This window comes from Lentibacillus sp. Marseille-P4043 (genome assembly GCF_900258515.1).
Classification (GTDB): domain Bacteria; phylum Bacillota; class Bacilli; order Bacillales; family Amphibacillaceae; genus Lentibacillus_C.
In genome coordinates this window covers 3,525,214-3,551,283 of record NZ_LT984884.1, presented here as the reverse complement: position 1 = coordinate 3,551,283, position 26,070 = coordinate 3,525,214, and the positions used below count along the sequence as shown (strand labels likewise).

Annotated in this window: 28 protein-coding genes; 18 read left to right on the top strand and 10 right to left on the bottom strand. The window is 37.6% G+C overall.

Features of this window, described 5'->3' with window-relative positions; all coding sequences use genetic code 11:
- The first annotated feature begins 133 nt into the window (after positions 1-133).
- From C8270_RS17670 to C8270_RS17660, 3 genes are all read left to right on the top strand, one after another.
- Positions 134-715 (top strand): GbsR/MarR family transcriptional regulator, encoded by a 582-nt coding sequence (locus tag C8270_RS17670; RefSeq protein ID WP_234028589.1) that lies wholly within the window; start codon positions 134-136, stop codon positions 713-715.
- 384 nt (positions 716-1,099) lie between these two features.
- On the top strand, positions 1,100-2,047 hold the full coding sequence (gene yhaM, locus C8270_RS17665; protein ID WP_106498105.1) for a 3'-5' exoribonuclease YhaM: 948 nt from the start codon (positions 1,100-1,102) through the stop codon (positions 2,045-2,047).
- 55 nt (positions 2,048-2,102) lie between these two features.
- The gene (locus tag C8270_RS17660; RefSeq protein ID WP_106498104.1) at positions 2,103-2,291 is read left to right on the top strand and encodes a sporulation YhaL family protein; all 189 of its coding nucleotides are present in this window, start codon (positions 2,103-2,105) and stop codon (positions 2,289-2,291) included.
- Between the two features lie 47 nt (positions 2,292-2,338).
- Here C8270_RS17660 and C8270_RS17655 read toward each other — a convergent pair whose 3' ends face one another.
- From C8270_RS17655 to C8270_RS17645, 3 genes are all read right to left on the bottom strand, one after another.
- On the bottom strand, positions 2,339-3,238 hold the full coding sequence (locus tag C8270_RS17655) for a peptidylprolyl isomerase (RefSeq protein WP_106498103.1): 900 nt from the start codon (positions 3,236-3,238) through the stop codon (positions 2,339-2,341).
- A gap of 113 nt (positions 3,239-3,351) precedes the next feature.
- Positions 3,352-3,540: a hypothetical protein gene (locus C8270_RS17650; RefSeq protein WP_106498102.1), complete on the bottom strand. Its 189-nt coding sequence runs from the start codon at positions 3,538-3,540 to the stop codon at positions 3,352-3,354.
- Positions 3,541-3,852: 312 nt separating this feature from the next.
- Positions 3,853-4,398 carry a DUF3267 domain-containing protein gene (locus C8270_RS17645; protein ID WP_106498101.1) on the bottom strand — a complete coding sequence of 182 codons (546 nt, stop codon included), beginning with the start codon at positions 4,396-4,398 and terminating at the stop codon, positions 3,853-3,855.
- 169 nt (positions 4,399-4,567) lie between these two features.
- On the opposite strand from C8270_RS17645, the gene C8270_RS17640 reads away from it, so the two are divergent.
- Entirely contained in the window at positions 4,568-4,909 is a 342-nt protein-coding gene (locus C8270_RS17640; protein ID WP_106498100.1) for a DUF1878 family protein, read from the top strand.
- Positions 4,910-5,015: 106 nt separating this feature from the next.
- Here the strand turns inward: C8270_RS17640 and C8270_RS17635 are convergent, their stop codons facing one another.
- Positions 5,016-5,510 (bottom strand): GbsR/MarR family transcriptional regulator, encoded by a 495-nt coding sequence (locus tag C8270_RS17635; protein ID WP_106498099.1) that lies wholly within the window; start codon positions 5,508-5,510, stop codon positions 5,016-5,018.
- 571 nt (positions 5,511-6,081) lie between these two features.
- Here C8270_RS17635 and C8270_RS17630 point away from each other — a divergent pair.
- From C8270_RS17630 to C8270_RS17620, 3 genes are all read left to right on the top strand, one after another.
- Positions 6,082-7,296, top strand: a complete 1,215-nt coding sequence (locus C8270_RS17630; RefSeq protein WP_106498098.1) for a quaternary amine ABC transporter ATP-binding protein — start codon at positions 6,082-6,084, stop codon at positions 7,294-7,296.
- On the top strand, positions 7,289-8,128 hold the full coding sequence (locus tag C8270_RS17625) for an ABC transporter permease (protein WP_106498097.1): 840 nt from the start codon (positions 7,289-7,291) through the stop codon (positions 8,126-8,128). Before C8270_RS17630 ends, C8270_RS17625 begins: the two co-directional genes overlap by 8 nt.
- Positions 8,129-8,210: 82 nt before the next feature.
- The gene (locus tag C8270_RS17620) at positions 8,211-9,155 is read left to right on the top strand and encodes a glycine betaine ABC transporter substrate-binding protein (RefSeq protein ID WP_106498096.1); all 945 of its coding nucleotides are present in this window, start codon (positions 8,211-8,213) and stop codon (positions 9,153-9,155) included.
- Between the two features lie 243 nt (positions 9,156-9,398).
- Here C8270_RS17620 and C8270_RS17615 read toward each other — a convergent pair whose 3' ends face one another.
- The 3 genes from C8270_RS17615 to C8270_RS17605 form a co-directional block, all read right to left on the bottom strand.
- On the bottom strand, positions 9,399-9,770 hold the full coding sequence (locus C8270_RS17615; RefSeq protein WP_106498095.1) for a YtxH domain-containing protein: 372 nt from the start codon (positions 9,768-9,770) through the stop codon (positions 9,399-9,401).
- A gap of 502 nt (positions 9,771-10,272) precedes the next feature.
- On the bottom strand, positions 10,273-10,794 hold the full coding sequence (locus C8270_RS17610) for a tryptophan transporter (protein ID WP_106498094.1): 522 nt from the start codon (positions 10,792-10,794) through the stop codon (positions 10,273-10,275).
- Between the two features lie 127 nt (positions 10,795-10,921).
- Entirely contained in the window at positions 10,922-11,350 is a 429-nt protein-coding gene (locus tag C8270_RS17605) for an HIT family protein (RefSeq protein WP_267894870.1), read from the bottom strand.
- 602 nt (positions 11,351-11,952) lie between these two features.
- Here C8270_RS17605 and C8270_RS17600 point away from each other — a divergent pair.
- Together C8270_RS17600 and C8270_RS17595 are read left to right on the top strand one after the other, a co-directional pair.
- The gene (locus C8270_RS17600) at positions 11,953-12,696 is read left to right on the top strand and encodes an ABC transporter ATP-binding protein (RefSeq protein WP_106498092.1); all 744 of its coding nucleotides are present in this window, start codon (positions 11,953-11,955) and stop codon (positions 12,694-12,696) included.
- Positions 12,689-13,900: an ABC transporter permease gene (locus C8270_RS17595; protein ID WP_106498091.1), complete on the top strand. Its 1,212-nt coding sequence runs from the start codon at positions 12,689-12,691 to the stop codon at positions 13,898-13,900. Before C8270_RS17600 ends, C8270_RS17595 begins: the two co-directional genes overlap by 8 nt.
- Positions 13,901-13,995: 95 nt before the next feature.
- Here the strand turns inward: C8270_RS17595 and C8270_RS17590 are convergent, their stop codons facing one another.
- A complete protein-coding gene (locus tag C8270_RS17590; protein WP_106498090.1) occupies positions 13,996-15,168 on the bottom strand; it encodes a M20 family metallopeptidase in 1,173 nt (390 codons plus the stop codon).
- A gap of 120 nt (positions 15,169-15,288) precedes the next feature.
- Entirely contained in the window at positions 15,289-15,723 is a 435-nt protein-coding gene (locus C8270_RS17585) for a ferritin-like domain-containing protein (RefSeq protein WP_106498089.1), read from the bottom strand.
- A gap of 110 nt (positions 15,724-15,833) precedes the next feature.
- Between C8270_RS17585 and C8270_RS17580 the strand changes: the two genes are divergently transcribed.
- From C8270_RS17580 to C8270_RS17565, 4 genes are all read left to right on the top strand, one after another.
- The gene (locus C8270_RS17580; RefSeq protein ID WP_106498088.1) at positions 15,834-16,469 is read left to right on the top strand and encodes a phosphatase PAP2 family protein; all 636 of its coding nucleotides are present in this window, start codon (positions 15,834-15,836) and stop codon (positions 16,467-16,469) included.
- Between the two features lie 139 nt (positions 16,470-16,608).
- Complete coding sequence (gene liaF, locus C8270_RS17575; RefSeq protein WP_106498087.1) at positions 16,609-17,352, top strand: cell wall-active antibiotics response protein LiaF; 744 nt, start codon at positions 16,609-16,611, stop codon at positions 17,350-17,352.
- A 14-nt stretch (positions 17,353-17,366) separates the two neighbouring features.
- Positions 17,367-18,407, top strand: coding sequence for a sensor histidine kinase (locus tag C8270_RS17570; RefSeq protein WP_106498086.1), 1,041 nt, complete (start codon positions 17,367-17,369; stop codon positions 18,405-18,407).
- A gap of 15 nt (positions 18,408-18,422) precedes the next feature.
- The gene (locus C8270_RS17565) at positions 18,423-19,052 is read left to right on the top strand and encodes a response regulator (protein ID WP_106498085.1); all 630 of its coding nucleotides are present in this window, start codon (positions 18,423-18,425) and stop codon (positions 19,050-19,052) included.
- Positions 19,053-19,131: 79 nt separating this feature from the next.
- Here the strand turns inward: C8270_RS17565 and C8270_RS17560 are convergent, their stop codons facing one another.
- Positions 19,132-19,632: an antibiotic biosynthesis monooxygenase family protein gene (locus tag C8270_RS17560; protein WP_106498084.1), complete on the bottom strand. Its 501-nt coding sequence runs from the start codon at positions 19,630-19,632 to the stop codon at positions 19,132-19,134.
- A 180-nt stretch (positions 19,633-19,812) separates the two neighbouring features.
- Here C8270_RS17560 and C8270_RS17555 point away from each other — a divergent pair, with 180 nt between their 5' ends.
- From C8270_RS17555 to C8270_RS17535, 5 genes are all read left to right on the top strand, one after another.
- Positions 19,813-21,990 (top strand): transglycosylase domain-containing protein, encoded by a 2,178-nt coding sequence (locus tag C8270_RS17555; protein WP_234028588.1) that lies wholly within the window; start codon positions 19,813-19,815, stop codon positions 21,988-21,990.
- Positions 21,991-22,139: 149 nt separating this feature from the next.
- Positions 22,140-23,174: a uroporphyrinogen decarboxylase gene (hemE, locus tag C8270_RS17550; protein WP_106498083.1), complete on the top strand. Its 1,035-nt coding sequence runs from the start codon at positions 22,140-22,142 to the stop codon at positions 23,172-23,174.
- 44 nt (positions 23,175-23,218) lie between these two features.
- A complete protein-coding gene (hemH, locus tag C8270_RS17545) occupies positions 23,219-24,160 on the top strand; it encodes a ferrochelatase (RefSeq protein ID WP_106498082.1) in 942 nt (313 codons plus the stop codon).
- Entirely contained in the window at positions 24,157-25,554 is a 1,398-nt protein-coding gene (hemY, locus tag C8270_RS17540) for a protoporphyrinogen oxidase (RefSeq protein WP_106498081.1), read from the top strand. Before hemH ends, hemY begins: the two co-directional genes overlap by 4 nt.
- 39 nt (positions 25,555-25,593) lie before the next feature.
- Positions 25,594-26,058, top strand: a complete 465-nt coding sequence (locus tag C8270_RS17535; RefSeq protein ID WP_158701763.1) for a hypothetical protein — start codon at positions 25,594-25,596, stop codon at positions 26,056-26,058.
- Positions 26,059-26,070: the final 12 nt, after the last annotated feature.

The window sequence follows — 26,070 nt, the reverse complement described above, 5'->3', positions numbered from 1 at the left end:
ATAAGCGGTGAATCTCTTCGTTGGCTTGCTTTTCCCCTCCTCATGTACCTATTTATGTACACTCCGGGGCTCAAAGCTACGCCGCCTCGACCTTCTTGCTTCTAATTTGGCAACTTTTTGAACACGCACTTTAATGATTAATAACCAGGTGGAGGGAAATCCATTGTCAGAGGAACAGGTATCAAAGGATTGGGAAAAGTACGAGGGAACAATTGAAAAATTCATTCAGGTTATCGCCAAAAATATGAATTTGTATGGCATAACTTCATCGGTTGGACGGTTATATGGCGTGTTGTATTTTGCCGAGAAACCCTTGACGTTGGATGACATGCGAGAGGCTCTAAAAATGAGTAAAACAAGTATGTCAACAGGTGTTCGAGCACTTTCAGAGATGAAGATGGTAGAATCAACGTTTAAAAAGGGTATCCGCAAAGATTTATATCAAACAGAAGATGACTGGTATAAATCATTTACATCTTTGTTTGGTAACAGATGGCGGCAACATACGGAAACGAATATTGAAGAAGCGGATGAAGCAGTAGAAGAATTAGAAAAGATTTTACAGGCAACAAATGATGAGTCATTAAAAATAAAAATTAACGATGATATTGATCGGCTACGCTACGCACAAAATTATTATAAGTGGCTGATGAAGTTCATCCGGGTGATGGAAACAGGCGAAATTTTCAACTACATTCCAAAAAATAGTGAATAAATAATCTGGAAGGATTGACAGTAAAGCAAACGATTTTAGCAACTATTGCCTGGCGTCTGTTTGAAGTCAATCCTTTTTTACGTTAGGCTCATTTCGTAATGTTTGTTGCTTTTTAATTTCGTAGTTGATATAAACTGCAACGTAACTAAGAAATTGCTGTCCCACCGTTCCGGAAAGCATCCACCCGGAGCGATCCCGGACGGCGGCAAATGCGCGTACTTATAGAAAAGAGCCCAGCAGTTACGTCGCATTTTATATCTATTATGTAAAAAACAACTTTAGAAGCGACCTTACGTTAAGACATATAAAATTTTATAAGAAAAAATTCGGCACCTGCAATAGACGAGGCGAATCCCGATTTTTTTCTAGGGGGGAGGAAGAACGATGGCAAAAGGTATAGGATATTCGAATATAGGTGACTCGGTAGATGACTTTATGCTCATTAAAGATGCGACAAGGGGTGTTGCGAGTAATGGAAAGCCATTCCTCACACTAATTTTACGTGACGCTACAGGAGAAATTGAGGCAAAACTGTGGGATGTGTCAAAAGAGGATGAAACACTATATATACCGGAACAAATCATTAAATTAAATGGGGAAGTCAATCAATTCCGCGGGAAACCTCAATTGAAAATTATGGGGATTCGTATCGCGCAAGCAACGGATGGTGTGCAAATTTCCCAATTTGTTGAAAAGGCTCCTGTTGCAAAAAGTGAATTAATGGAGAAACTTACAGAGGCTGTCTTTGAGATGAAAAATCCAGCAATGCAGCGAATTGTACGAGCTTTTATCAAAAAATACCAGGAAGCATTGTTGACATATCCCGCAGCATCTAAAAACCATCATGAATATGTTTCAGGGTTAGCACATCATATCGTCAGTATGCTGGCACTAGCAAAAGAAGTGCATAAATTGTACCCAGATGTAAATAAAGATTTACTATACGCAGGGATTATTTTGCATGACTTGGGTAAATTGAAGGAATTATCTGGTGTCGTAACGACTAAATATACAATTGAGGGAAAATTACTTGGACATATTCCGATGATGGTTGAGGAAATTGGTCATGTTGCGAAAGAATTGCAAATTGAAGGGGAAGAAGTACTGATTTTGCAGCATCTTGTTTTAAGCCATCATGGCAAAGCAGAGTGGGGAAGTCCAAAACCACCACTTGTTCGAGAAGCAGAAATATTGCATCTCATTGATTTAATCGATGCCAAAATGAATATGCTAAATCGATCCCTATCGAAAGTTAAACCTGGTGAATTTACCGAGCGGTTATTTGCTATGGACAATCGCCAATTTTATAAACCTTTATTTGAAGACGAATAATTCCACTCCTTTGTACATATACATGTGGTAGATGATGGACAAGGGGGACAAGTAAATGATCGCTGGAGTGCCTTGGTGGGTATTTATGATAATTCTTTTTATCTTTTTGAGCGGATATATGGCCTTTCGAGCAATACGTGCCGAAAAAAAACTGGAACACCAATTTATTGAGCGTGAAGGAAATGTGTATATAGAACGAATGGAAGCAGAACGAAGAAATAAACAACAACGAAATATGTCTTAAAAAAAGGAGGCAGTGCATCGTAAGCACTTGCCTCCTTTGTTGTTCATTTATTTATCTTCTTTTTTCGAATCATCTTTTTGGTCGTCTGCAGTTTTGAAGAGACCTTCAAATTGTTCATCTTCTACTTTAATATCTGCGTCTTCAAGCAGACCAGAAATTTTATCTTGTGCTTTCTGTGGATCAATTTTTTGATTTAGAATGTCACGACGAATATCATCTTTCATATCTTTAAATTTGCCGATGTCTTCATCTTTATCACGCTTGTCCGTTACTTTAATGATATGATAACCGAATTGTGACTTAACAGGATCACTAATTTCACCTTTTTCTAAGCTGTATGCAGCATCTTCAAAGGCAGGGTCCATTTTACCAACTGAGAAGTAACCAAGGTCGCCGCCTTTTTCAGCAGTTGCCTTATCGGTTGAATATTCTTTTGCTAATTTAGCAAAATCTCCACCTTCATCAAGCTTTTTCTCGACTTTTTTAGCTGTCTTTTCATCTTCAACCAAAATGTGTTGTGCTTCTATTTCAGTTTTCATCCGTTCATATCGCTCTTTTATTTCATCATCACTAATTTTAATGTCTTCTGATACAGCAGCTTCTTGTAAGAGACTGAGGCGCAATTTATTACGGAAATCATCTTCATCTTTAATTCCTTGTTGCTGCAAGGCCATTTCGAATTGATCACCTAATTGATCTTTTGCTTTTTTTACTTCTTTATCTATTTCTTTATCTGACACGTCATATTTATCCTCTAAAACCTTTTCTGTTACCATCTGATTTAATACAGCATCACCGTATTCATCTTTTAAGGCTTGGTAAAACTCGTCTTTTGTTACATTGCCTGCATCTGTTTCAACGACAGCTTCCGAATCATCACCGTTTGAACAGGCAGATAAGCCAAGGACACCAGCTGAAAGTGTAAGTGCAATTGCTAGTTTTTTCATTAATCGAACACTCCTAATCTAATTGTTTCCATTGATTTTTAAAGCTAATGATAAATATACCACATTTTTGTCCAAAAAAAAAATAGTCCTGCAGTTCGATTTTTAAACTTTACTTACACACCAACCACATTTAATACTTTTACATAAGAAGAGATGAGTAAGACGATAATCATAATATTAATCATTCGAAAAACACGGGATTGTTTATGTTGGTTCATTTCCATCTTCAGGCAAAAACTGTTTGTTAATGAATTAAATATCAACAGAATAAATAATGCATAAACTGCAAAAGCAATAATCACATGAAAAACCTCCTAATAAGACATAGCATATGTTACGAAATATGTAATTATAGTATCATATTTATAACTGTATCAAAATATAGCCGCCCTGAACAGTGTGGATTGTCTATTTCCGAAACAAAAGAAGCGTTGTTTTAAGACTCATCTTTGGTACATAGTTGAAATGATATGCTTTATCAGAGAGAGGCTGTGCTCGAATTCTTTGTTGCTATGGACGCCGCCACCCGTATTACTTCGCGGCCCAAATAGTAACCATTTATGTGAAAAGTACCATTCCAAAAAACAGGACCTGCAATCACGTTGCAGATCCTGTTAATCTTGTGCTTTTACTAATATGACAAATCCATCATGTTCATTTTCGATAAATGATTTTTTGGGTGCTTTTGTAATATGAACAACGTATAAAAAATCAGTAAATGATATACCGATATGAAAGGCCGAAAATAATAAAATATAGACATAATAATCAACAAAGAAATAGCTAGCAACAATGCCTGGTATCGTAATAAAAAGAGTTGGTGCTAATGAAACAAATAAAGATAATGGCTTTGATAAATATGCAATTGGATGGTACGTTAATTTTGGTAACAACATTTTTTTTGATTTAATATTCATTTTTGTTCGTTTATTGGTTAGAATTAGTGGTAAAATATGCATAAACGAATGTATGATAGGCAGCATGATAAAAGCAATGCCGAATGGAATAATACCAGCCTCATTAACTTTTGTCGATCCATGGATAATGGATAATGGTACATAAAGGAAAATAAACGCCATTATACTGATCAAAAATGAAATAAAATAGATACGGGTTAATCCGAACTCTTTCTTCAAATTAATTGATTTCCAGCAGTTCATTTTTGACCCCTCCTTGCTTAACATTCGTGAACAAATCATCGTAAGTCCACGAAGAATAATAGTATGTTTTCACATAAAAAGCAATAGGTTTTTAACATAAATTTTTTCTTTTTTTTTCGGCTGATTTCACTCATTCATTTTCTGGTATAAAAAGGGGGAGAAATAGCGATTGAACAACTTAAAAAAAGACGATACGACAGCCTTTCATTTGCAGTTATTATCAAAGCTTATTGACATTAATCAATATCCCTTTATTAAATTGATCATAGAAAATAATATTACTTATCAGGAGTATCATGACCTTTTTCAATTATTAGATATATTGAATGAAAAATTTGCCTTACAAAAAGAGGAGGGATTTTTAGATTTCACTTCACTGCTGATCCATTTTGCTGGAATGCTTACAGAAAAGTTAGATCCTACTAAAACTATTTTTGCATTAAAAAAAGAAGGCTATTTTCCTTCTCTCATGAATGAATTTATTCGAATTGTGGAATGTGATGAATTATAGGGTGGAGTGTCCCAAAAGAGGGGAATTACGAGTAGAAACGGTTCCTTTTGGGACATGCTGTTTAATTAATTATGCTCAAGCGTTTCATAACTTAAACAAATTTGGTTTAGGTATCCTCATTTTTCATGTCCCTGAATGCTTTCTCAATTTGCTGATGGAATTCAATGATTAGAGTTAGTTGGTTTTCAATTGCAACGAGTTCTTTATTCCCTTGCTGGTCGGAATGTTGTGATTTCACTTTTTCAACCAATTCCTCCAATGAATCACGCTGATGGTTTGTGGCATCAATCCATTTCGTTATCGATGCGTTCATAAATGATTTAAATAAATGTGTATTTGCTTGATATAAATCTTTTCGTACCCCTTTTCTCCACACACGTGTAACAAGATTCAAGTCTAGTAAACTCCTAACACTTGTACTCATAGATGTTTTGCTTTTTCCTAATGACTCGCTCATTTCATCCAATGTCATGGGATGCTCTCTCAAATATAAAAAAGCGAACAGACGCGCTTCAGATGAAGATAAATCAAACATTTCGATTGTTTTGGCAAACTCACTGATGATTTTATTTGTGATTGCTTCATTTCGTTGTTCGAACATAAAATCCTCCTAAAAGCGTTGCTATATAAAAGGTTACAACAAAATGAAAAATATTGAAAACATGTAATTGGATAGAAAATTAGAGGAAATTGGAGTAATTAAAAGGAATCTCAATAAAAAGTACGTACAGAATAAACTGTACGAAAAAAATATACAAAATCAGCGGAATTTAATGTTTGAAATTAGAAAGGGTTTAGATATATAGTATTAAGAGTGGACGATGCGATGGCAGTTAAAATCCTATTTAGGCTGTTTCATGTTTCGATCTAATAGAAAAGTTTTAAGACTTTTGTCCTTTATTAAAGAAATAGCATTAATACAGTTCATTAGTTGGGGTTAAAATCTACTAAAGTTTTTAGCAAACAAACAACGGCTGTTTCCCTTATTCTTGCACTGAATAAAGTATAAAAATTTTGCGCTAAAAATTCTAAATGCAGCTAAAATTTTTACGGATTTAGTATAAGTTAAGCTAGGTAGTCACCATCGCCTAGAGGTTTGGATAGCTCGAGTTTACTTTAAAAACTACTTCTTCAAAGTAAAACTAGAATTATAGAATTTGTGAGGTGACAAAATGGGTAAAATTAAGGTTAATAACTTAACAAAGATTTTCGGGAAACGCCCGAAACAGGCCATCAAATACCTTGATCAAAATAAAACTAAAGATGAGATACTCAAGTTAACTGGAATGACTGTGGGCGTTAATCAGGCATCATTCGAGGTTAATGATGGCGAAGTTTTCGTTATTATGGGGTTGTCTGGAAGTGGTAAATCAACACTTGTTCGTATGCTTAATCGTTTAATCGAACCAACTTCAGGTGAGATTTGGCTTGGTGATGAAAACGTAGCGAGAATGAATAAAGACCAGCTACGAAATATGCGCAGAAAAAAGATGAGTATGGTTTTTCAGAATTTTGCTTTGCTTCCTCATAAGACGATTCTGCGAAATACCGAATACGGACTGGAGATTCAAGGGGTAAATAAAGAGGAACGCGAAAAAAATGCGCGTGAAGCACTTGAATTAGTAGGTTTGGGAGGTTATCTGGATAAATATCCGAATGAACTTTCCGGCGGTATGCAACAACGTGTCGGTTTGGCAAGAGCATTAGCAAATGATCCAGATATCTTATTAATGGATGAAGCATTTAGTGCACTTGATCCATTAATTCGTAAGGACATGCAAGATGAGTTAATGGATTTACAGCAATCAGTAAACAAAACAATCATCTTTATTACGCATGACTTGAATGAGGCATTACGTATCGGTGATCGGATTGCATTAATGAAAGACGGCTCCATCGTTCAGGTCGGTACAGCTGAAGAGATTTTGATGGATCCGGCCAACGATTATGTTGAACGCTTCGTTGAGGATGTTGACCTTTCAAAGGTACTTACAGCAGGACATATCATGAAGCGTGCCGAAAGTATAGCTGTTGATAAAGGTGCAAAGGTAGCACTAAAACTAATGAAAGATTATGGTGTTTCAACAATTTATGTTGTCGATAAGAAGAAGAAATTACTTGGCTATGTAACAGCAGATCAGGCAGCTATTGCCGCTAAAGAGAACAAGAGCTTAAAAGATGTTTTAACACCGGACATACCGACAGTGCAAAAGGATACATTATTAGCTGATATGTTTGAACCAATGTCTGATGACAAGGCCCCGCTATCCGTTTTAGATGACGAGGGAAGATTGGTCGGAATTGTTGTTCGAGGTTCTGTAATTGGTGCACTTGCTGGTAATGGTCAAGTGTTAAATGGAAATGGGGGTGAAGAAGTAAATGGATAATGAGGGTGCACTTTTTCCAAAACTTCCATTAGATGAATGGGTTCAATCATTAGTTGATTTTTTAACTACCTATTTAGCAGCCTTTTTTGACACAATTTCAGCAGTTGTTGAATTTATTACTGAGAATTCTGTTTGGCTGTTGGGACTTGTGCCAGCGATAGTGCTAATTGTACTAATTGCACTGCTTGCGTGGTGGATTGTAGACTGGAAACTCGGTCTATTTGCACTTATTGGTCTTGGTCTTATTAATAATCTGGGATATTGGACTGAAACGATTGAAACGTTATCACTAGTCGTTGTCTCGGTTGTGATTTCGATGATTATTGGGATTCCAATTGGTATTTGGATGTCGCAAAAATCAGCAGTTCAGTCGGTTATTACACCTATACTTGATTTTATGCAGACGATGCCTGCATTTGTCTACTTGATTCCGGCTGTTGTCTTCTTCAGCCTAGGTATGGTACCTGGGGTAATTGCAACAATTATCTTCTCCATGCCTCCGACAGTCAGGCTGGCAAACCTCGGTATCAGGCAGGTTGATGCAGAACTAATTGAAGCAGCAAACGCATTTGGTTCTACAACTGGACAAAGGTTGAAAAAGGTTCAGATACCGCTTGCTATGCCGACAATCATGGCCGGCATTAACCAAACGATTATGCTTTCATTATCGATGGTTGTAATCGCCTCAATGGTAGGGGCACCAGGTCTTGGAACAGTTGTATATAGAGCAGTAACACAGGTTGCAATCGGACCTGGCTTTGAGGGTGGACTTTCCCTAGTTATATTGGCAATGTTACTTGACCGTATTACACAAGGGGTAAACAAAAAGTAGTATGATTTAGGATATTAGTCCTATTGTATGGACTAAAATCCTTAATATATAATCATAAAAATTTTAGGAGGGACTATTTCTTATGTTTAAGAAGTTACGATTTTTAGGATTAACAGCAGCGCTTGTGCTGGCTATTACACTTGCAGCATGTGGTGGTGGAGATAGCGAAGAAAGCAGTGATGACGACAGCGGTAATACTGGTGGTAGTGACAACGGTGTGGAACTTGGTGAAAAAGAGCTTACAGTACCATATGTTGCGTGGGCAGGAGCTGTTGCACGTACTGAATTGATTGGCCAGGTACTTGAAGAAGTTGGTTATGATGTAGAACTTAAGCAAGTTGAAGCAGGCCCAATGTGGTCAAGTGTTGCTGATGGTTCAGCAGACTTTACGGCAGCAGCTTGGCTTCCAGCTACACACCAATCTTATTGGGAAAAGTATCAAGATGATTTAGTTAATGTTAATCAAGTTATTGATAAGGCACCATTAGCATTAACAGTTCCATCATATATGGAAGACGTTAACTCGATTGAAGATTTGAAGGGCAATGACGAACTTGGCGAATCAGTTGACTGGCAAATTGTAGGTATTGACCCTGGCGCAGGAATCATGCAAAACACCGAAAAGGCATTGAAAAATTATGGCCTAGATAAATGGGAGCTAACATCAAGTTCAGAAGCTGCTATGCTATCCGAATTGCAATCAAAAATGGAAAATGAAGAACCAATTATCGTACCACTTTGGAAGCCGCACTGGGCATTTGCTGAAATGGATCTGAAAATGCTAGAGGATCCTGATGAAATCTATGGTGGCGATGGAGACCACATTGATATTGTTGCCAACAAAGATTTTGAAGAAAAATCACCAGCAGCATACAAAGTATTAGAACAATTTTCTTCTGACTATGAACTATTAGACTCTCTAATGGGTCCAATCCATAATGGTGAAGAACCTGCAGACGTTATAAGTAAGTTTCTTGATGAAAATCAGGACCTTGTAGATGAGTGGACAAAAGGCGTAACTGAATAATAAGATAAAAAAAGCTGTCCTGTAAAATTCAGGACAGCTTTCTTGTTTATATTTAAAAGGTGCAAAAATATAGTCTTATTGAACCGGAACACGTTGGTATTTATTTAAGTTAAAACGTAGTACCTACTATGTGCTATGTAATTAAAAAACGGGTTATCTTAAAGTAGATAACCCGTTTTTACTGTTATTCAACAAATACGTTCATTTTTATTGCTTATTTTTGTATCGTGTTTCCACTTATTTTTAATATGTTTCTTGCTGATTTTGCATTTTATCCTCTAGGTCTTTTAAGCTGGACTCGATCTGTTCTAAGTATCGCTGAATATTTTCTTGATGTGGCCCAACTGATTCTTTCCAATCCTGGACTGAAACCATCATTTCTTTTGTTAACTCTTTAACTAATGTTGCACCCTCTTTTGAAGTAGAGGTAATTTGTTCTTTTAATCGCATTCCATCTCGTCTTAAATTAGCAATCATCTGTTTCCATTCAACACCTTGCTGTTTTGCACGGATTCGCAAATCTTTACCAGAGGAAGGTGTACTTAGTAGTGTAGCAGTAGCACTAACAACGCCTCCAACTACAAACCCTAATAATAATGACCTGCCATTAGCCATAACGTGATACTCCTTTCAATTAACTAGTTTAGAATATGTTTTCCTCTTTTCACCGGATTAGTAAACGTATGAATAGAGGTAATATGTGATGTATATATTCATTATAAAGGTTTTCTGAAAAAAAGTATAAGGAAAAAGGGAGATTGACCCAATTTTCCGGGGTCCTACAACTATTATCTATTCTTTGAGAGAAAAGATAATGTTTGGCTCTAGTTTGTTATCGGGCAGGACAAGCCACGTCCAGCTCCAGCGCCCAGCGCCTAGCGAGACTTCCCTCACCTCCGTACGATAAGTCAACATCGGTTCGAGTCTAAAGGAAGGCCGTCTAAAACCGGGCTTTGCGCCCAACGCCGGCATACCCCTTTTGCAGGGGCATGTTTCCTTTATCTCCTACGGTTCAGTCCAGTCCGTACGTCGCTTAACGGGCGCTTACGCTTTTGTTCGTAAAAAACCCTCTGACAGGCATGTGCCAGAGGATTATTAAAATTTAGTCTCGTATAAATTACGGAATAGTAATTAAATGTGTTCTTTTTAGGATTCGTTGGACAACTGGATAAATCACAATCATGACGATCGTGTTTACCACAGCAGTAGGCAAGACAATAGTTAAAAATAATGCCGTAAACGCGCCATCCATTAATCCAACAATGTAAAGTGCGGAACTTATGAAAATAGATCCACTAATAATGGTGCCAATTGCTGTTAAGATAGGGGCACTAATATTGCCGCTCATTTTATTTCTGATGAATAAGAACAAGCCAAAAAATAAAAGTGCTGTGATTGGTTTATCAATCATATTAGCTACTTGCCCACCTGGTACTAATGTTGTCAAAGCAGATAATATCCCCGTTACAATTGCTAATAGGACAACATATTTAGTCTTCGGAAATAACATAATTCCTAAAAACATCATTGTTAACAACATATCAGGCTTCATTCCGAATAAAATTGCTGGTACAACTGCGTGCAGTACTGCACCAATTCCTACAAGTAATGATAAAATAACTAAAACTCTCGTATTCACTTGTATCTCTCCTCTTCTCAGCTAATGCTAATTCACTTCCCAACTGTGCGCTCATCGCCAGTTGCAGAAACTTATTGTAATTATATCAAATAACATACTAAATAAAAAGCATCAATTTCAAATACAATTAAATTCCTTCATTAATTTCCTTAGCTATTTGTTGCAAGTCATCTGGTGTATAGGCGTCTTCATGTGTTGTCCAGCCCAAATTATAACCATCACCTTTTCCATAGCGTGGGATGATATGAATATGTAAGTGGAAAACGGATTGTTCAGCTGGTGCTTCATTGTTGTTCAATAGGTTCATCCCAATAGGCTGGTATACTTCTTTGATCGCATTGGCAATCTTCGGGATACGGGCAAATAATTCCTTAGCAACTTCGGGTGGTGTCTCATAAATGTTTTTTGTATGTGTTTTTGGTATAACTAATGTGTGACCTTTTGTTACTTGACTAATATCAAGAAAGGCATACACGTGATCGTCCTCATACACTTTTGCTGAGGGAATTTCTCCATTAATGATCTTACAAAAAATACAATCTTCATGTGGCATCATAAATTCCTCCTTCATTTCGTTTCTCTTATTGTATATAGGAATGGTCAAGTATGTAAAGTTTTCTGTCTTTTTACAAGAGGTTGTTCTAAAAGTCCACAAAAACAAACAGGACTAGCCCTTGGCGGGGCTAGCCTGTTTTTGAAGAACGAGGATATCGATATGATCTAACGTTGGGGACTTTAGTAATGTTGTTAATCGGCCGCTTGGCTTATAACTTGATTACAAAAACCTTTTTGTCAGCATCTCAAGGAAGTCCTTGGGATGAATTCTGGCAGAAGGGTTTTATTTCATTAGAATATCTTTCACCAACACCTCATTTTTGTGTTAATATACAAATTCATATTAGTGTTCCCATCACCAACACCTCATTTGTTTTCACACGAAAATTTTTTGTAGTGAACCATCCCCGTTCTTCAATAACTAGTTTGTGCCGGTATTAACTTTTTTATACACATCTATTTAAATTCTTTTTTTGTCGAATTTCCTTGCACAGTTTGTTTTGGCTTTAGCAATGATAAATGGTAAAATTTTAGATAGGCGATTGACGTCTGGCGCGGGCGGGATTTGCCATGCTTGCGCTTACTGATATAGGAGGAAGTTTCGTGAAACCTTTGCTGCATATTGATAACCTTCATGGTGGCTATACACATAAAAATGTACTGCATGGCATTTCATTTGATGTTTTTCCCAATGAGATCGTTGGATTAATCGGGTTAAATGGTGCCGGAAAGAGTACAACAATTAAACATATTATCGGCTTGATGCAGGCTAAAAAAGGGATGGTTTCGGTCAATGGAAAAACATTTGAAGAAAATCCGGAAGTTTATCGGAATCAAATGGCATACATACCTGAAATGCCGATATTATACGATGAATTAACATTGTACGAACATCTTCGCTTAACAGCAATGGCCTATGATATTCCGGAAGATTTGTTTGAAAAGAGATTGCAACCCCTCTTAAAGGAATTTCGTATGGAGAAAAAATTAAAATGGTTTCCGGTTCATTTTTCCAAAGGCATGCGGCAAAAAGTAATGATTATGTGCGCATTTTTAATTGAACCGCCACTATACATTGTTGATGAACCTTTTGTTGGCTTAGACCCACTAGGCATTCAGTCATATCTCCAATTAATGGATGAAATGAAGGCAAATGGTTCAGGTGTCTTAATGTCAACCCATATTTTAGCAACAGCGGAGCGCTATTGTGATCGATTTGTTATTTTACATGATGGCAAAATTCGGGCAATTGGGACACTTGCTGAATTGCGAACTGATTTTCAAATGCCTGATGCTACATTGGATGATTTATATGTTCAATTGACAAAGGAAGAAAGCCATGTTTGATTCCCATGCATTTTTTAAAAAACTGTTCTCAGCGCATTTAAAAGAGACAAGCCGTTACTTAAAATATATATTTAATGAACATTTAGCGGTTGCTATGCTGTTTTTTATATCTGCACTTGCTTATTATTACCAACAGTGGTTAGCCGATTTACCAGCAAATTTTCCGACAGCATGGATAATCGGCATTGTACTTGGCCTATTGGTAAGTTACAGTCCAGTTCGAACATTGCTGCAAGAGCCGGATTTAGTTTTCTTAATTGCGGCGGAACATAAGATGGGTGCTTATTTTCGCAATGCATTAATTTATAGCTTTGTCATCCAGCTGTACTTAATTTTGCTAACAGCAGCAGCGTTTGGACCACTTTATTTTGCATCATATCCAGAACGCAGTGGTCAGGTTTATTTAATTACAATTGCTGTGGTGCTAATTTTTGAAGTATGGAATCTTTTAGCAAATTGGTGGATGTTGAAAATTAGGGAACCAGGGATCAGACAGGTTGACACCTTGGCACGATTGCTGCTTAACTGTGCAGTATTTTATTTCTTCCTTCACGGCGATATGATCCTTGCGTCCATTGCAACAATTCTGTTTATCTGTGTATTTTTGTATGACTTACGCGTTTCTCGAAAACAAGCAGGTATTGTCTGGGATTTATTAGTGGAAAAGGACCGTAATCGGATGCAGTTTTTTTACCGGATTGCCAACATGTTTATAGATGTTCCACACTTGAAAAATCGGGTGAAGAAAAGGCATTGGCTTGTGTCGCTTGTTGATCGAGTTCCTTTTCAGCAAAAATCCACCTTTGATTATTTGTATCGCATCACGTTCATCCGTAGTGGTGATTATTTAGGAATGTATCTGCGTTTAATTGTAATTGGTGGACTTATCATTTATTTCGTGCCAAATGACTGGATGAAAATCATTTTTGCGTTATTATTTTTATATATGAGTAGTTTTCAGATGATGACATTGTATCAGCATCATCGGACGAATATTTGGCTTGATCTTTATCCGGTTTCTAAGCAGTACAGGCAACAAGCTGTTCTAAAATGGCTGTTTCAGCTAACATTTATTCAGACATTTATCTATGCTGGTATTTTCTTATTCTTTGCCGATTATCAAGGATTTGGAATCACATTAGTAGGGGGATTATTGTTTAATTACCTGTTTATTAACGGATATGTAAAACAGAAATTAACGTAGGCTGTTTTCGCGATGTTAGTTGCTATCCGCAGCTTGTATTAATGTAAAAAAGAGGTTATCTTAGGTATTTTCACCTGTGATAACCTCTTTTTAGTCTAACTTTGTCGCTGGTAGTTAAAATATACTTCGATTAATGTCTTCGCTGCAATTGGTAATGCCCGTTCATCAATATCAAACTTTGGATGATGATGTGGATATGGGTTGCTTTCTTTTTTAGCTCCGGTAAAGAAATAAGCACCGGGTCGTTCCTGCATATAATACGCGAAATCTTCGCCACCCATAACGGGTAACACATATTCACTTTGGTTAATTTCACTAATTTGTTTGCTTGCTTCAATAACGAATCCCGCTTCTTTTTCGTGATTCACTAATGGTGGGTAACCTTTTTCATAATTTAGTGTAAAAGAAGCATCATGTGCTACACAAACTCCTTTGGTAATCTTTTCTATTTCCGTAATAATTTGTTCCTGAATAACCGCATCAATGTGGCGAACTGTGCCGACCAACCTTGCCTTATCAGCGATGATATTAAAGGCACTACCTGCTTCAAATATACCAACTGTGACGACAGCAGTTCCCAAAGGATCTATTCGTCTTGAAACGATTTGTTGGAGCTGCGAAATAAGTTGTGTGCCAATTACGATCGCATCATTTGTTTCGTGTGGATAACCACCGTGTCCGCCTTTTCCTTGGATCGTTATTTCAAAGCGATCGGCACCAGCCATAAAGGTACTTTTAGATGTTTGCAGAACGCCAAGTGGTGTCGTTGCCCATAAGTGTGTACCGAAAACGGCGTCAACACCGTTTAGTGCTCCTGCTTCTATCATTGGTTTTGCCCCACCTGGTGCATATTCCTCAGCAAACTGGTGTAAAAAGATAATTGTACCAGGAATGTCTTGTTGAAAAGGTAGAACAGCCTTAGCAAGTGCTAATAATGTAGCTGTATGGCCATCATGTCCACATGCATGCATTACACCATCAACAGTTGATTTATAGGGTACATCATTTTCTTCTTGAATCGGTAGTGCATCGAAATCAGCTCTTAATGCAATTGTTTTACCGGGTTTGCCACCTTTTAATGTAGCAATAACACCATTGCCGCCAACGTTAGCTTGGTAAGGAATCCCTAATTCTTTATAAAAATTTGCTATGAATGTTGCAGTTTTTGTTTCTTGGAAGGATAACTCAGGATGTTGATGCAAATATCTTCGTGTCTCTACCATTTCCGGGTAAAGATCGTCAATTGCTTTATGTATTTTTTCTAACATGACCATAATTCCCCCAATATTTAGACTTGCTAATATTATAGCACTTTTTTGAAGCGAAAAAGCAAAGGAAAAAGGATAGCCTTGTAATAACAGCTATCCATAAAAGGGGAAAAGTATGTCTTAAGAAAATCTTGGATCAGCAAGTAAGCGTTCCACTTCTTCTTTATGATGTGTTTCATCAGCTATTAGATCCTCAAGTTTCACTACAAGTTCCGTATAACCTAGATCAGCAGCTTGTTGTTTACGCTGTTCATAGCGATCAATTGTGGCACTCTCTGCTTTTAATGTTGCTTCTAGCAAGGCCTTCACTTCAGTTGGCTGTTCAACTTCAGCAGATTTTGTTGTTGGTGTTCCGCCCAGTGCACTGATTTTTTCCGACAAGTATGCAGCATGTCCCATTTCATCGTTGATTTCACTTTCAAAGAATGGTTTTAGAGCAGACCGGTATAATCCTGATACGACTGATGCACTATACGTGTATTGTATTGCTGCACCATATTCATGTGATAAGTCTACATTTAATCCGTCAATCAGTTGTTTTAAATCCTCATTCATTATTTATCCCAACCTTACGTAAGTATTTTATTTATATAATGTGGATTCCCGAAATGACATAGTCTAAACATCTATTTTAAAGTATGATGGGAATTAGGAGGTTTCGGGTTATGTCCTATAAAAGACGCTATTTCTATCTTCTTCTATTCATGCTCTTGTTATTCACATCATTACTATGGGTAGTGAAAATTAAAAATGGTGTAGTCCCATTTGTTGATCAATGGACAAGGGATTTTGTGGAAGCATTAGATGAAACGAATTTATATTTTTTATTTCGTTGGCTGACAGAACTAGGATCAAGCAGTTTTCTGATGCCGTTCACCATATTTGCAGGTGCCCTATTATGGTGGATTTATCGTAATTGGTTTGTCTGTTTCATGTTTGTTGGCGGTATTCTGCTTAGCTACGTTATAAATATTGGCATAAAAGTAAGTGTTGCAAGAGAACGTCCACGTATTTTTGCAGCGGCTGATGCTGAAGGATATAGTTTTCCATCCGGACACGCGATGATTTCGATGGTGTGTTATGGGTTGTTGATTTATTTTATGACGCACAAACTGAAGACAGCAAAAACCGTTCTCATCATGCAAATTAGTGGAACTATTCTTATTTTCGCAATTGGAATTAGTCGCTACATGATCCGCGTACATTATTTGACTGATGTATTAGCAGGATTTGTATTTGGTTTTATTTTCTTATTTTTATGGATTAAGGTTTATGAATATGTACTAAGGCTCCGTTCTTGAATAACTCCGACTTGAGACGGAGATGAAATTAAACTATAGATCGTTATTCATTTTTATATGATGTGATAGGATAAAGATATTCCGGCTTAGGGTTAGATAACAACATTGGTTACGAAAAGATCAATAAAGGAGGGGTGTTATGTTTCGATATATATTGGCAGTTGGACTAATTATACTTGGTGCAGCTTTGGTTTTAGCAAATATCGGGATCATCGATTTTCAGATTAACGATTACTGGAATTTAATTATTCCGCTGATTTTACTTCTGCTTGGCTTGAAGTTGTTTATCGATGACTTCAAATATAAAGGAGGCAGCTGGATTTTTGGTTCTTTATTCGTTATCTTTGGCGGTCTCTTACTTTTAGGTGAATTAGCAATTATTGATTTTACATTTTCCGACATTATAAAGCTTTGGCCATTATTAATTATTTATATTGGTTACAGTATTATTAAGCCAAGAAGGAAACATAGGCCTCATGTTCACGTGAAAGATGATAAGAAAGAAACTTATAATAAGCGGACACATCGATTTTCAATTGGTGATTATGAATTTAAGAAACAAAATTGGAAAGTAGAACCAATGGATTTATGGAATGCGGCGGGAGATTATTATATTGACTTTTCCAAAGCGTTTATTCCTGAAAAAGAGATTCCGATTACCATCAACAGTTGGGCTGGTGATGTACAAATTTTGTTACCGGAACATGTCGCATTTCGTGTTGACGCATCAGTGAAAGCCGGGGAAATTAACATCCTTGACCAGACAGCTGATGGAATGAACCGCAGCATTTTGTATGAGTCAACGAATTATGAAACGGCAATCCGCAAGTTAGATATTAAGTTAAAGTTAAAAGCAGGATCCATCCGTGTTGATGTGGTGTAAAAGGGGGAGAAATCATGATTAAACGGCTTAGCAGCATACGCTTTAGTTATATTCGCTCCCATTTATATGGTTTATTTTTAACAACGGTTACACTTTTATCGTTATTATTGTCGATATATGTATTATTTGCACCAGCTTGGTTAAATGCAACAAGTATTTTTGTTTATGTATTATTGTACATTTTTTTAGGTATTATTATTTCCTTTTATGCCGGATTTAAATCTAGCAGTGATATAAAGGAACGTGTCGATTATCTATCTGTTTTGATTACGCAATTTGCTAACGGAAACTATAGTTCACGAATGATCTACTTTAATGAAGGAGACGAAATTACGAGAATCGCTAATGAACTGAATGCGTTAGGCGAAAAATTGCAAAACCAAGTAAAATCCTTGCAGCGAATGGCCGATGAAAAGGCAGATTTTGCAAAATCAGCACATAAAGCTGCAGTGATTGAAGAGCGTCAACGATTAGCACGCGACCTTCATGATGCTGTTAGCCAGCAATTATTTGCGCTGACGATGATGTCAGAAGCAGCGGTAAGGCAAATGGAGAAAAAGCCGGAAATTGCTAAAGAACAGATGCAGGAGGTAGCGACTGCAGCATTAAAAGCACAAACAGAAATGCGGGCATTATTGTTACACCTTCGTCCTGTACATTTATCAGGAGAAGCTCTTTCCACAGGTGTGAAAAAACTAATTAACGAGTTGAAGCAAAAAAGCACCATTGATTTCCGTCTGTTCATAGATGATGACCTGACATTATCCGAAACAACGGAAGAGCATGTGTTTCGAATTATTCAAGAATCAATCTCAAACATATTGCGACATGCGAATGCGACTGAGGTTACCTTACAGTTGAACAAGAGGGAAAATGAATTATTTTTGCATATCGGTGACAATGGCACTGGTTTTACTATTGAGCAGGATACGGATCGAAAGACGTCATACGGATTAAAAACCATGAAGGAACGTGCTGAGGAATTAGGTGGTACGTTTGTTGTACGGTCAAACGAGGGAGAAGGTACTTATATTGATATCCGTATTCCTTGTTAAGAAGGAGGAAGTAGTATGATTCGAGTAGTAGTTGTTGATGATCATGAAATTGTCCGTAAAGGAATTATCGCTTATTTACGAACAGATGATGCGCTTGAAGTGATCGGTGAGGCAGCAAGTGGGAATGAAGGGGCAAGGATCGTCTTGGAGGAAAAGCCGGATGTTGTCTTAATGGATTTAATCATGGAAAATGGTACGGGTATTGAAGCAACACAACAAATTATGGATGAATTACCTGATTGTAAGATTATTATTCTCACAAGCTATTATGACGATGAGCAGGTTTTCCCAGCGATTGAAGCAGGCGCATTCAGTTATATTTTAAAAACTTCGTCAGCCGAGGAGATTACAAAAGCAATCAAAAAGGCGGCCAAGGGTGAAACAGTGATCGAATCAAAAGTTGCCAGCAAGATGATGACAACTTTTCGTTCGGCAGCAAAAAAGCCTCACGAAGATCTGACAGATAGGGAATTGGAGGTACTTCTTTGTATCGGAAATGGAATGACCAATCAGGAAATTAGTGAAAAATTGTATATTGGTACGAAAACAGTCAAAACGCACGTCAGCAACATATTGGGAAAATTAGCTGTCAACGACCGCACACAGGCAGCAGTTTATGTGCATCGGAATAAGTTGATACGTTGAGTTTGAAAAATAATTAGAATAAAAAACGGCTGCACAGTTATATGTGAAGCCATTTTTGTTTTTTATTCATAACTATCAACTAGTTTTTATTAGGATCAATCATATGATAACTCGTAATAAATGGTTTATCTGCAAAAAATGCAGGTGGTTTTGTAGGCCCAGCTTGGTGCTGTTTTTTAAATGAATCGGAGTTTTTCCAGTTATTGAAGTCGTTCTCTGATGCCCATTGTGTTAAAACAACATATGTGTTTCCTTTTTTAGGCCTTAATAGACGAAATGCTTGGAAACCAGGCATTTTGTTAAGTTCACTTTGCCGCTGTTTAAAACGTTCCTCAAACATGGCAGTTCCATCATCAGTTACCGGAATATTGTTCATCACAATGAATCCGCTTTGTTTGACCTCTCCGTTAGTTTCGATAGCTTCATATTCCCTGCCGGCAGCAAAAACATCCTTCTGCTGTCCTTCGTAATAAGCAAGCGTACTTGAACCACTGGACATATAAAAGAAGTTGATCTTCGGATATTTTTCCTGTAGTTTTGTTAAAAAGTCATACGTTCCATTTGTCATATAAGCATTCATGTTACATTCTCCTCTCAAAAAATGTTTCGTCCACATTATACCCTTTACAATTGGTGATTAATCTCCTATATAATTATAATAATTATTATCTAATAGTAAGTATTATTACTTTCGGTTTGTTGAAATATGTCGTATACTATACAAAGCGATTGCGTGATGCAATCATTTTAGGGGTGAACTATGAACAGTAAGAATAACACGGTAATGAAACGGCTGAAAGCAATACCGAATCATATAAAGTGGCCAACTTTCATTGTTGGATTTATTTTATTTTTTGGATTACTTGGCTACCTAGTTATTTTATTCGGTGGAAGCCTAGTTGTCGATGAACAAGATTTGCTGTTGGATTCGACGACAACAATTGAGACACAAGAAGGGGAAGTTATAGCTTCATTATATCATGAAAACAGAAATTTGATAGCAATTGAAGATGTACCTGATCATGTGGAAAATGCGTTTATCGCTATCGAGGACAGAAGATTTTACGAGCATGCTGGTGTCGATTTTAAATCAGCATTTCGGGCTGTATTTAAAGATATTATCGCAATGAGTAAGGTTGAAGGTGCGAGCACGATAACCCAGCAAGTGTCCAAAAATTTGTTCTTATCCAATGACAAAACATGGATGCGTAAAACAAAAGAAGTCATGGCAGCAATATACTTAGAACGCAATTTTTCAAAAGAAAAAATACTGGAATTATATTTGAATCAAATGTATTTCGGTCGTGGTGTCTATGGAATTGAAACAGCATCACAATTGTTTTTTTCTAAACCAGCTACAGAGTTGTCTGTATCAGAAGGCGCACTTTTAGCTGGAATGGCAAAAGCGCCGAATGGTTATTCCCCGATTGACCATCCAGAAAAGGCATTAACACGAAGAAATATCGTATTAAAAGCAATGGATGATGCAGGTATGATGTCAACGAAGAAACGTGTTCAAGAGCAAGGGAAAACATTAGGCTTGAATGTGAAAAAACAAACAGAAAATCCGTCTGTTGACAGCTATGTTGACTTAGTAATGAAAGAAGCCGCAGAAGAGTATCAACTGTCAATCAATGAATTAAAGCGTGGTGGCTATCGAATTGTGGTGAATATGGACGAGGCAGTCCAACAAATTGCCTATGAACAATTTAAAAACGATGACTATTTCCCGGGAAATACGACAGGTGTACAAGGTGCTTTTGTCATGATGGATCAAAGTAATGGGGAAATTGTCGCAGCGATTGGTGGTAGGGATTATCAATTAGGAGAACTTAATCGCGTGACAGTTAAACGTCAACCCGGTTCCACAATGAAGCCAATTGCAGTATATGCACCGGCGATGATGAAAGGTAACTATCAACCATATTCCTTGATACCCGATCAAAAAATCGAACGTAACGGGTATACTGCAACGAATTATGATGATCAATATGATGGAGCGGTGTCGATATATGAAGCGCTTGTTGAATCAAAAAATGCTCCTGCTGTCTGGCTACTTGATCAAATTGGTATACCGTATGCAAAAGATTATTTGGAAAAAATGGATATTACGCTACCGGATGATGGTTTAGCTATTGCACTTGGTGGGTTGGAACAGGGTTTGACGCCACTTGATATGGTGAAAAGCTATCGCACCTTTGCACATGATGGAAAAATAATCGAAACGAATTCGATTGACCGAATTTACAATCAGGAAAATGATTTGATTTTTCAAGCAGAGCCTTCTGGAAAAACGGTATTTAACAGACAAGTTGCGTGGAATATAACTGAGATCTTACAGGAAACTGTTGCTAATGGAACGGCAAGTAAGGGTGAATATGCAAATGCGCTAGCCGGAAAGACTGGTTCGACGCAACACCCATATGTTGAAGGTAAAAATAAAGATGCTTGGTTTGTTGGGTATACACCACAATATGTTAGTGCATTATGGATGGGATATGATAAGTCAGATGCAAATCATTATCTAACTGGCGGTAGTGAATATCCCACAGAACTGACAAAAAAGATATTAAGCGAATTAGATAAGCAAGTATCATTACAAACAACTTTTAAGCAACCGGACAATGTGGAGGATGTACCAAGGCCAATTAATTTGCCAGAATCTATTACTGCTAAGGCAGATTATACGTTTGGTGGTCTTTCGCTTGTGAAAGGTAGATTATCGTGGTCTGATGCTGAGGACGACCGGGTTGTTTACCATATTTACCAGGAAAATGAGGAAGGGATTGATAAACGAATCGGAGTTGTGAAGGATGGGAATGAATTCATTATTGATAATATGTCCTTACTTCGATCCGAACGTTATTATGTGGTCCCATATGATCCGCTAACAAAAGTCGAAGGAAAAAAATCGAACACAGTTGAACTGACCTTATAATTGAGACAAATTAATGACAATTAACGTGCTTCGCTATACAGAAAGATTGGAAATCGCTATAGTAAATGCTAGATGTTCAATAAGTCACAATGTGTAATTGGAATAATTTCTGTCATTTACAAGCAAAAGATGTGAAAAGGATGAATAAAATGTCAAAACAAATGAATGACACGATAATTAGAGCATATCAAGGTGAAAAAACGGATTATACACCGGCCTGGTATATGCGGCAAGCTGGTAGGTCCCAAAAAGAATACCGTGAACTAAAGGAAAAATACTCGTTATTTGAAATTACCCATCAGCCTGAATTATGTGCCTATGTAACACGCCTGCCTGTCGAACATTATCATACAGATGCGGCTATCTTGTACAAAGACATCATGTCACCACTTCCAGCGATTGGTATCGATGTCGAGATAAAAAAGAACGTGGGACCAGTTATTCACAATCCAATCCGAAATTTTCAGGATGTCGAAAAATTGGGTGCGATCAACCCTGAAGCGGATGTGCCATATGTATTGGACACGATTCGTTTGCTTACGGAAGAACAACTAAGCGTCCCGTTAATTGGTTTTAGTGGTGCACCATTTACGCTAGCAAGCTACATGATTGAAGGTGGCCCATCAAAAAATTATAATAAGACGAAGGCATTTATGTATAAAAGCCCTGATGTTTGGTTTCCGCTGATGGATAAGTTGGCTGATATGATTATCGCGTATGTAAAAGCACAAATCCACGCAGGTGCAAGAGCGATTCAGATTTTTGATTCGTGGGTAGGTGCACTAAATGCAGCTGATTATCGAAAATATATCAAACCAGTGATGCAGCGGATTTTTACAGAGCTAAAACAGGAAAATGTCCCATTAATTTTATTTGGTGTAGGTGCAAGGCATTTGCTATTAGAGTGGAATGATTTGCCTGTTGATGTGATTGGATTAGATTGGCGAACATCCATTACAGAAGCAAGACAAATGGGAGTTACCAAGGTTTTACAAGGTAATTTGGATCCAGCAATATTGCTATCTGATTGGCAAACAATTGAAGAGCGCACAAAAGCAATTTTAGATGAAGGCAAGACTGCCAATGGCCATGTCTTTAACTTAGGTCATGGTGTAACACCAGATATTGAACCAGCAACACTGAAAAAGTTAACCAAACTTATTCAAACGTACTCACGTGTGTAACCAATATGGGATAGTTGGGATATAGATTAGGAAGGGTGTAGAAAATGGAAAGAAAGAAAATGGGATTACTAGTTATGGCATATGGAACACCGTACAAAGAAGAGGATATTGAACGATATTATACCGATATTCGTCACGGAAGAAAACCAACGGATGAAATGCTACAGGATTTAAAAGATCGGTATAAAGCAATTGGTGGTATTTCCCCATTAGCCAAAATCACCGAGGATCAAGCAAAGGCGCTGGAAACAAAATTAAATGAATCCCAGGAAGAATACGAGTTTCATGCATATATTGGATTGAAGCACATCGAACCATTTATTGAAGATGCAGTGGAACAAATGGCAAACGATGGAATAGAAGAAGCTGTATCACTTGTTTTAGCACCACATTATTCAACTTTTAGTGTTAAATCATATAACTCAAGAGCAAACGAAGCAGCTAAAAAATATGGCAAACCTAGTATTGTATCTGTGGAAAGTTGGTATGACGAACCTGCCTTTATCGACTTTTGGGCAATGCAAATTAATGCTGTTTATGACAAGATGCCAGCAGATCAAAAAGAAAATGCTGTTTTGGTTGTTTCTGCTCATAGCTTACCAGAGAAAATTTTACAAAATGGTGATCCATACCCAGATCAATTAAAAGAAACAGCTAAATTAATCTCAGAACGTACAGGGATAAATAATTATGAAATCGGCTGGCAAAGTGAAGGAAACACACCTGATCCTTGGCTTGGACCAGATGTTCAAGATCTAACAAGAGAACTTTACGAACAAAAAGGGTATCGTACTTTTGTTTACGCACCTGTAGGATTTATCGCCAATCATTTGGAAGTCTTATATGATAATGATTATGAGTGCAAAGTAGTCTGTGAAGAATTAGGTGCAAACTACTATCGTCCGGAAATGCCAAATGCGCATCCGAAATTTATCGATACACTAGCTAATGTTGTGAAGAAAAAAGTAAGAAGTGAAGCGGAATGAGCGATCGTAAACAAATCGTGATTGTCGGTGGCGGCATTACAGGGTTAACCGCGGCTTATTATTTGCAAAAAGAAATTGAAGCAAATAAATTACCATATGATGTGAAGTTAGTAGAAGCAAGTCATCGATTAGGTGGAAAAATTAAAACATATAGACGTGATGGCTTTACAATTGAACAAGGTCCAGACTCGTTTTTAGAACGAAAAAAACCTGCAGTAAAACTTGTTGAGAACCTGGGAATTAGTGATAAACTTGTACGAAATGGAACAGGTCAATCCTATATATTAATAGGGAATAAGCTTCATAAAATGCCAAGCGGTTTTAATATGGGGATCCCAACACAAATCCGTCCGTTTCTTCTATCTGGAATGTTTTCCTGGAAAGGGAAAATGCGTGCTAGCTTGGACTACACATTGCCAAAAGGGAAGGAACAAGGCGATCAATCACTTGGTCAATTTTTCCGGCACCGGTTTGGGAATGAGTTATTAGAGAATGTGATTGAACCACTATTATCAGGTATTTATGCTGGGGATATAGATGACATGAGTTTGATGGCAACATTCCCTAACTTTTATCAGCTGGAGCAACAGTATGGTAGCTTGATTAAAGGGTTACGGGAAACATCCCCTAAACCAACTAAGAAAAAGAAGAAAAAGCAAGGAATGTTTTTATCGTTTGATGGTGGATTTGAGACATTGATTGAAGAACTTCAATCACAGTTGGGCGATATCGTTTCACTGAATACGGCAGTGGATCATATTGAAAAGAAAGATCATGGCTATCACGTGTTGCTTAGCAATGGAGAAGTATGCAAAGCTGACGCTGTTGTAATGGCGACACCGCATTATACGGTACCAAAAATGTTTAGTCAATATGATTTCTTTAAGATATTTAATGATATCCCAGCAACCTCTGTCGCAAATGTCGCGTTAGCTTTTGATAAATCAGCAATTAAGAAAGATATTGATGGAACTGGATTCGTTGTATCGCGAAATAGCGACTTTCGAATTACTGCCTGTACATGGACACACAAAAAGTGGCCATCATCAACACCAGATGGAAAAGTTTTATTGCGCTGTTATGTTGGTAGACCGAACGATCAGTCAGTAGTAGATTTATCGGATGAGGAAATCGTTGATATTGTTCTAAATGATTTGAACAAAACAATGAATATAACGCAAGAACCTGAGTTCAGTGTTATTTCAAGATGGAAAAATGCAATGCCACAGTACACAGTAGGGCATAAAGAACGAATCGCTGAAATTCGTGATCAAGCGAACGAGCAATTGCCTGGAGTATTTTTAACTGGTAGCTCTTATGAAGGTATCGGTGTGCCTGATTGTATCGAACAAGGTGAAAAAGCAGTTGCAGATGTGTTAACATTTTTGAAATAAGAGGCAGCAGCACTTTTTAGGTGCTGCTGTTTTTTTATGTTGCCTGAGAGCAGGAACATCGGCGGGAGCGAGGAAACATCAACCCCACGGAGAAAACATCAACCCGAGAGCGGGAACATCAACCCGAGCAGAGAAACATCAACCCCAGGGAGAAAACATCGACCCCAGGGAGAAAACATCAACCCGAATGGAGAAACATCAGCCCGAGCGAGGAAACATCAACCCCAGGGAGAAAACATCGACCCCAGGGAGAAAACATCAACCCGAATGGAGAAACATCAGCCCGAGCAGGGAAACATCAACCCCAGGGAGAAAACATCAACCCGAGCGAGGAAACATCGACCCGAGCAGAGAAACATCGACCCCAGGGAGAAAACATCGACCCCAGGGAGAAAACATCAACCCGAATGGAGAAACATCAGCCCGAGCGAGGAAACATCAACCCGAGAGCGGGAACATCAACCCATGACCGAAGAACATCTTCCCCAAAAAAATCCCACCTAATAAAGGAAATCA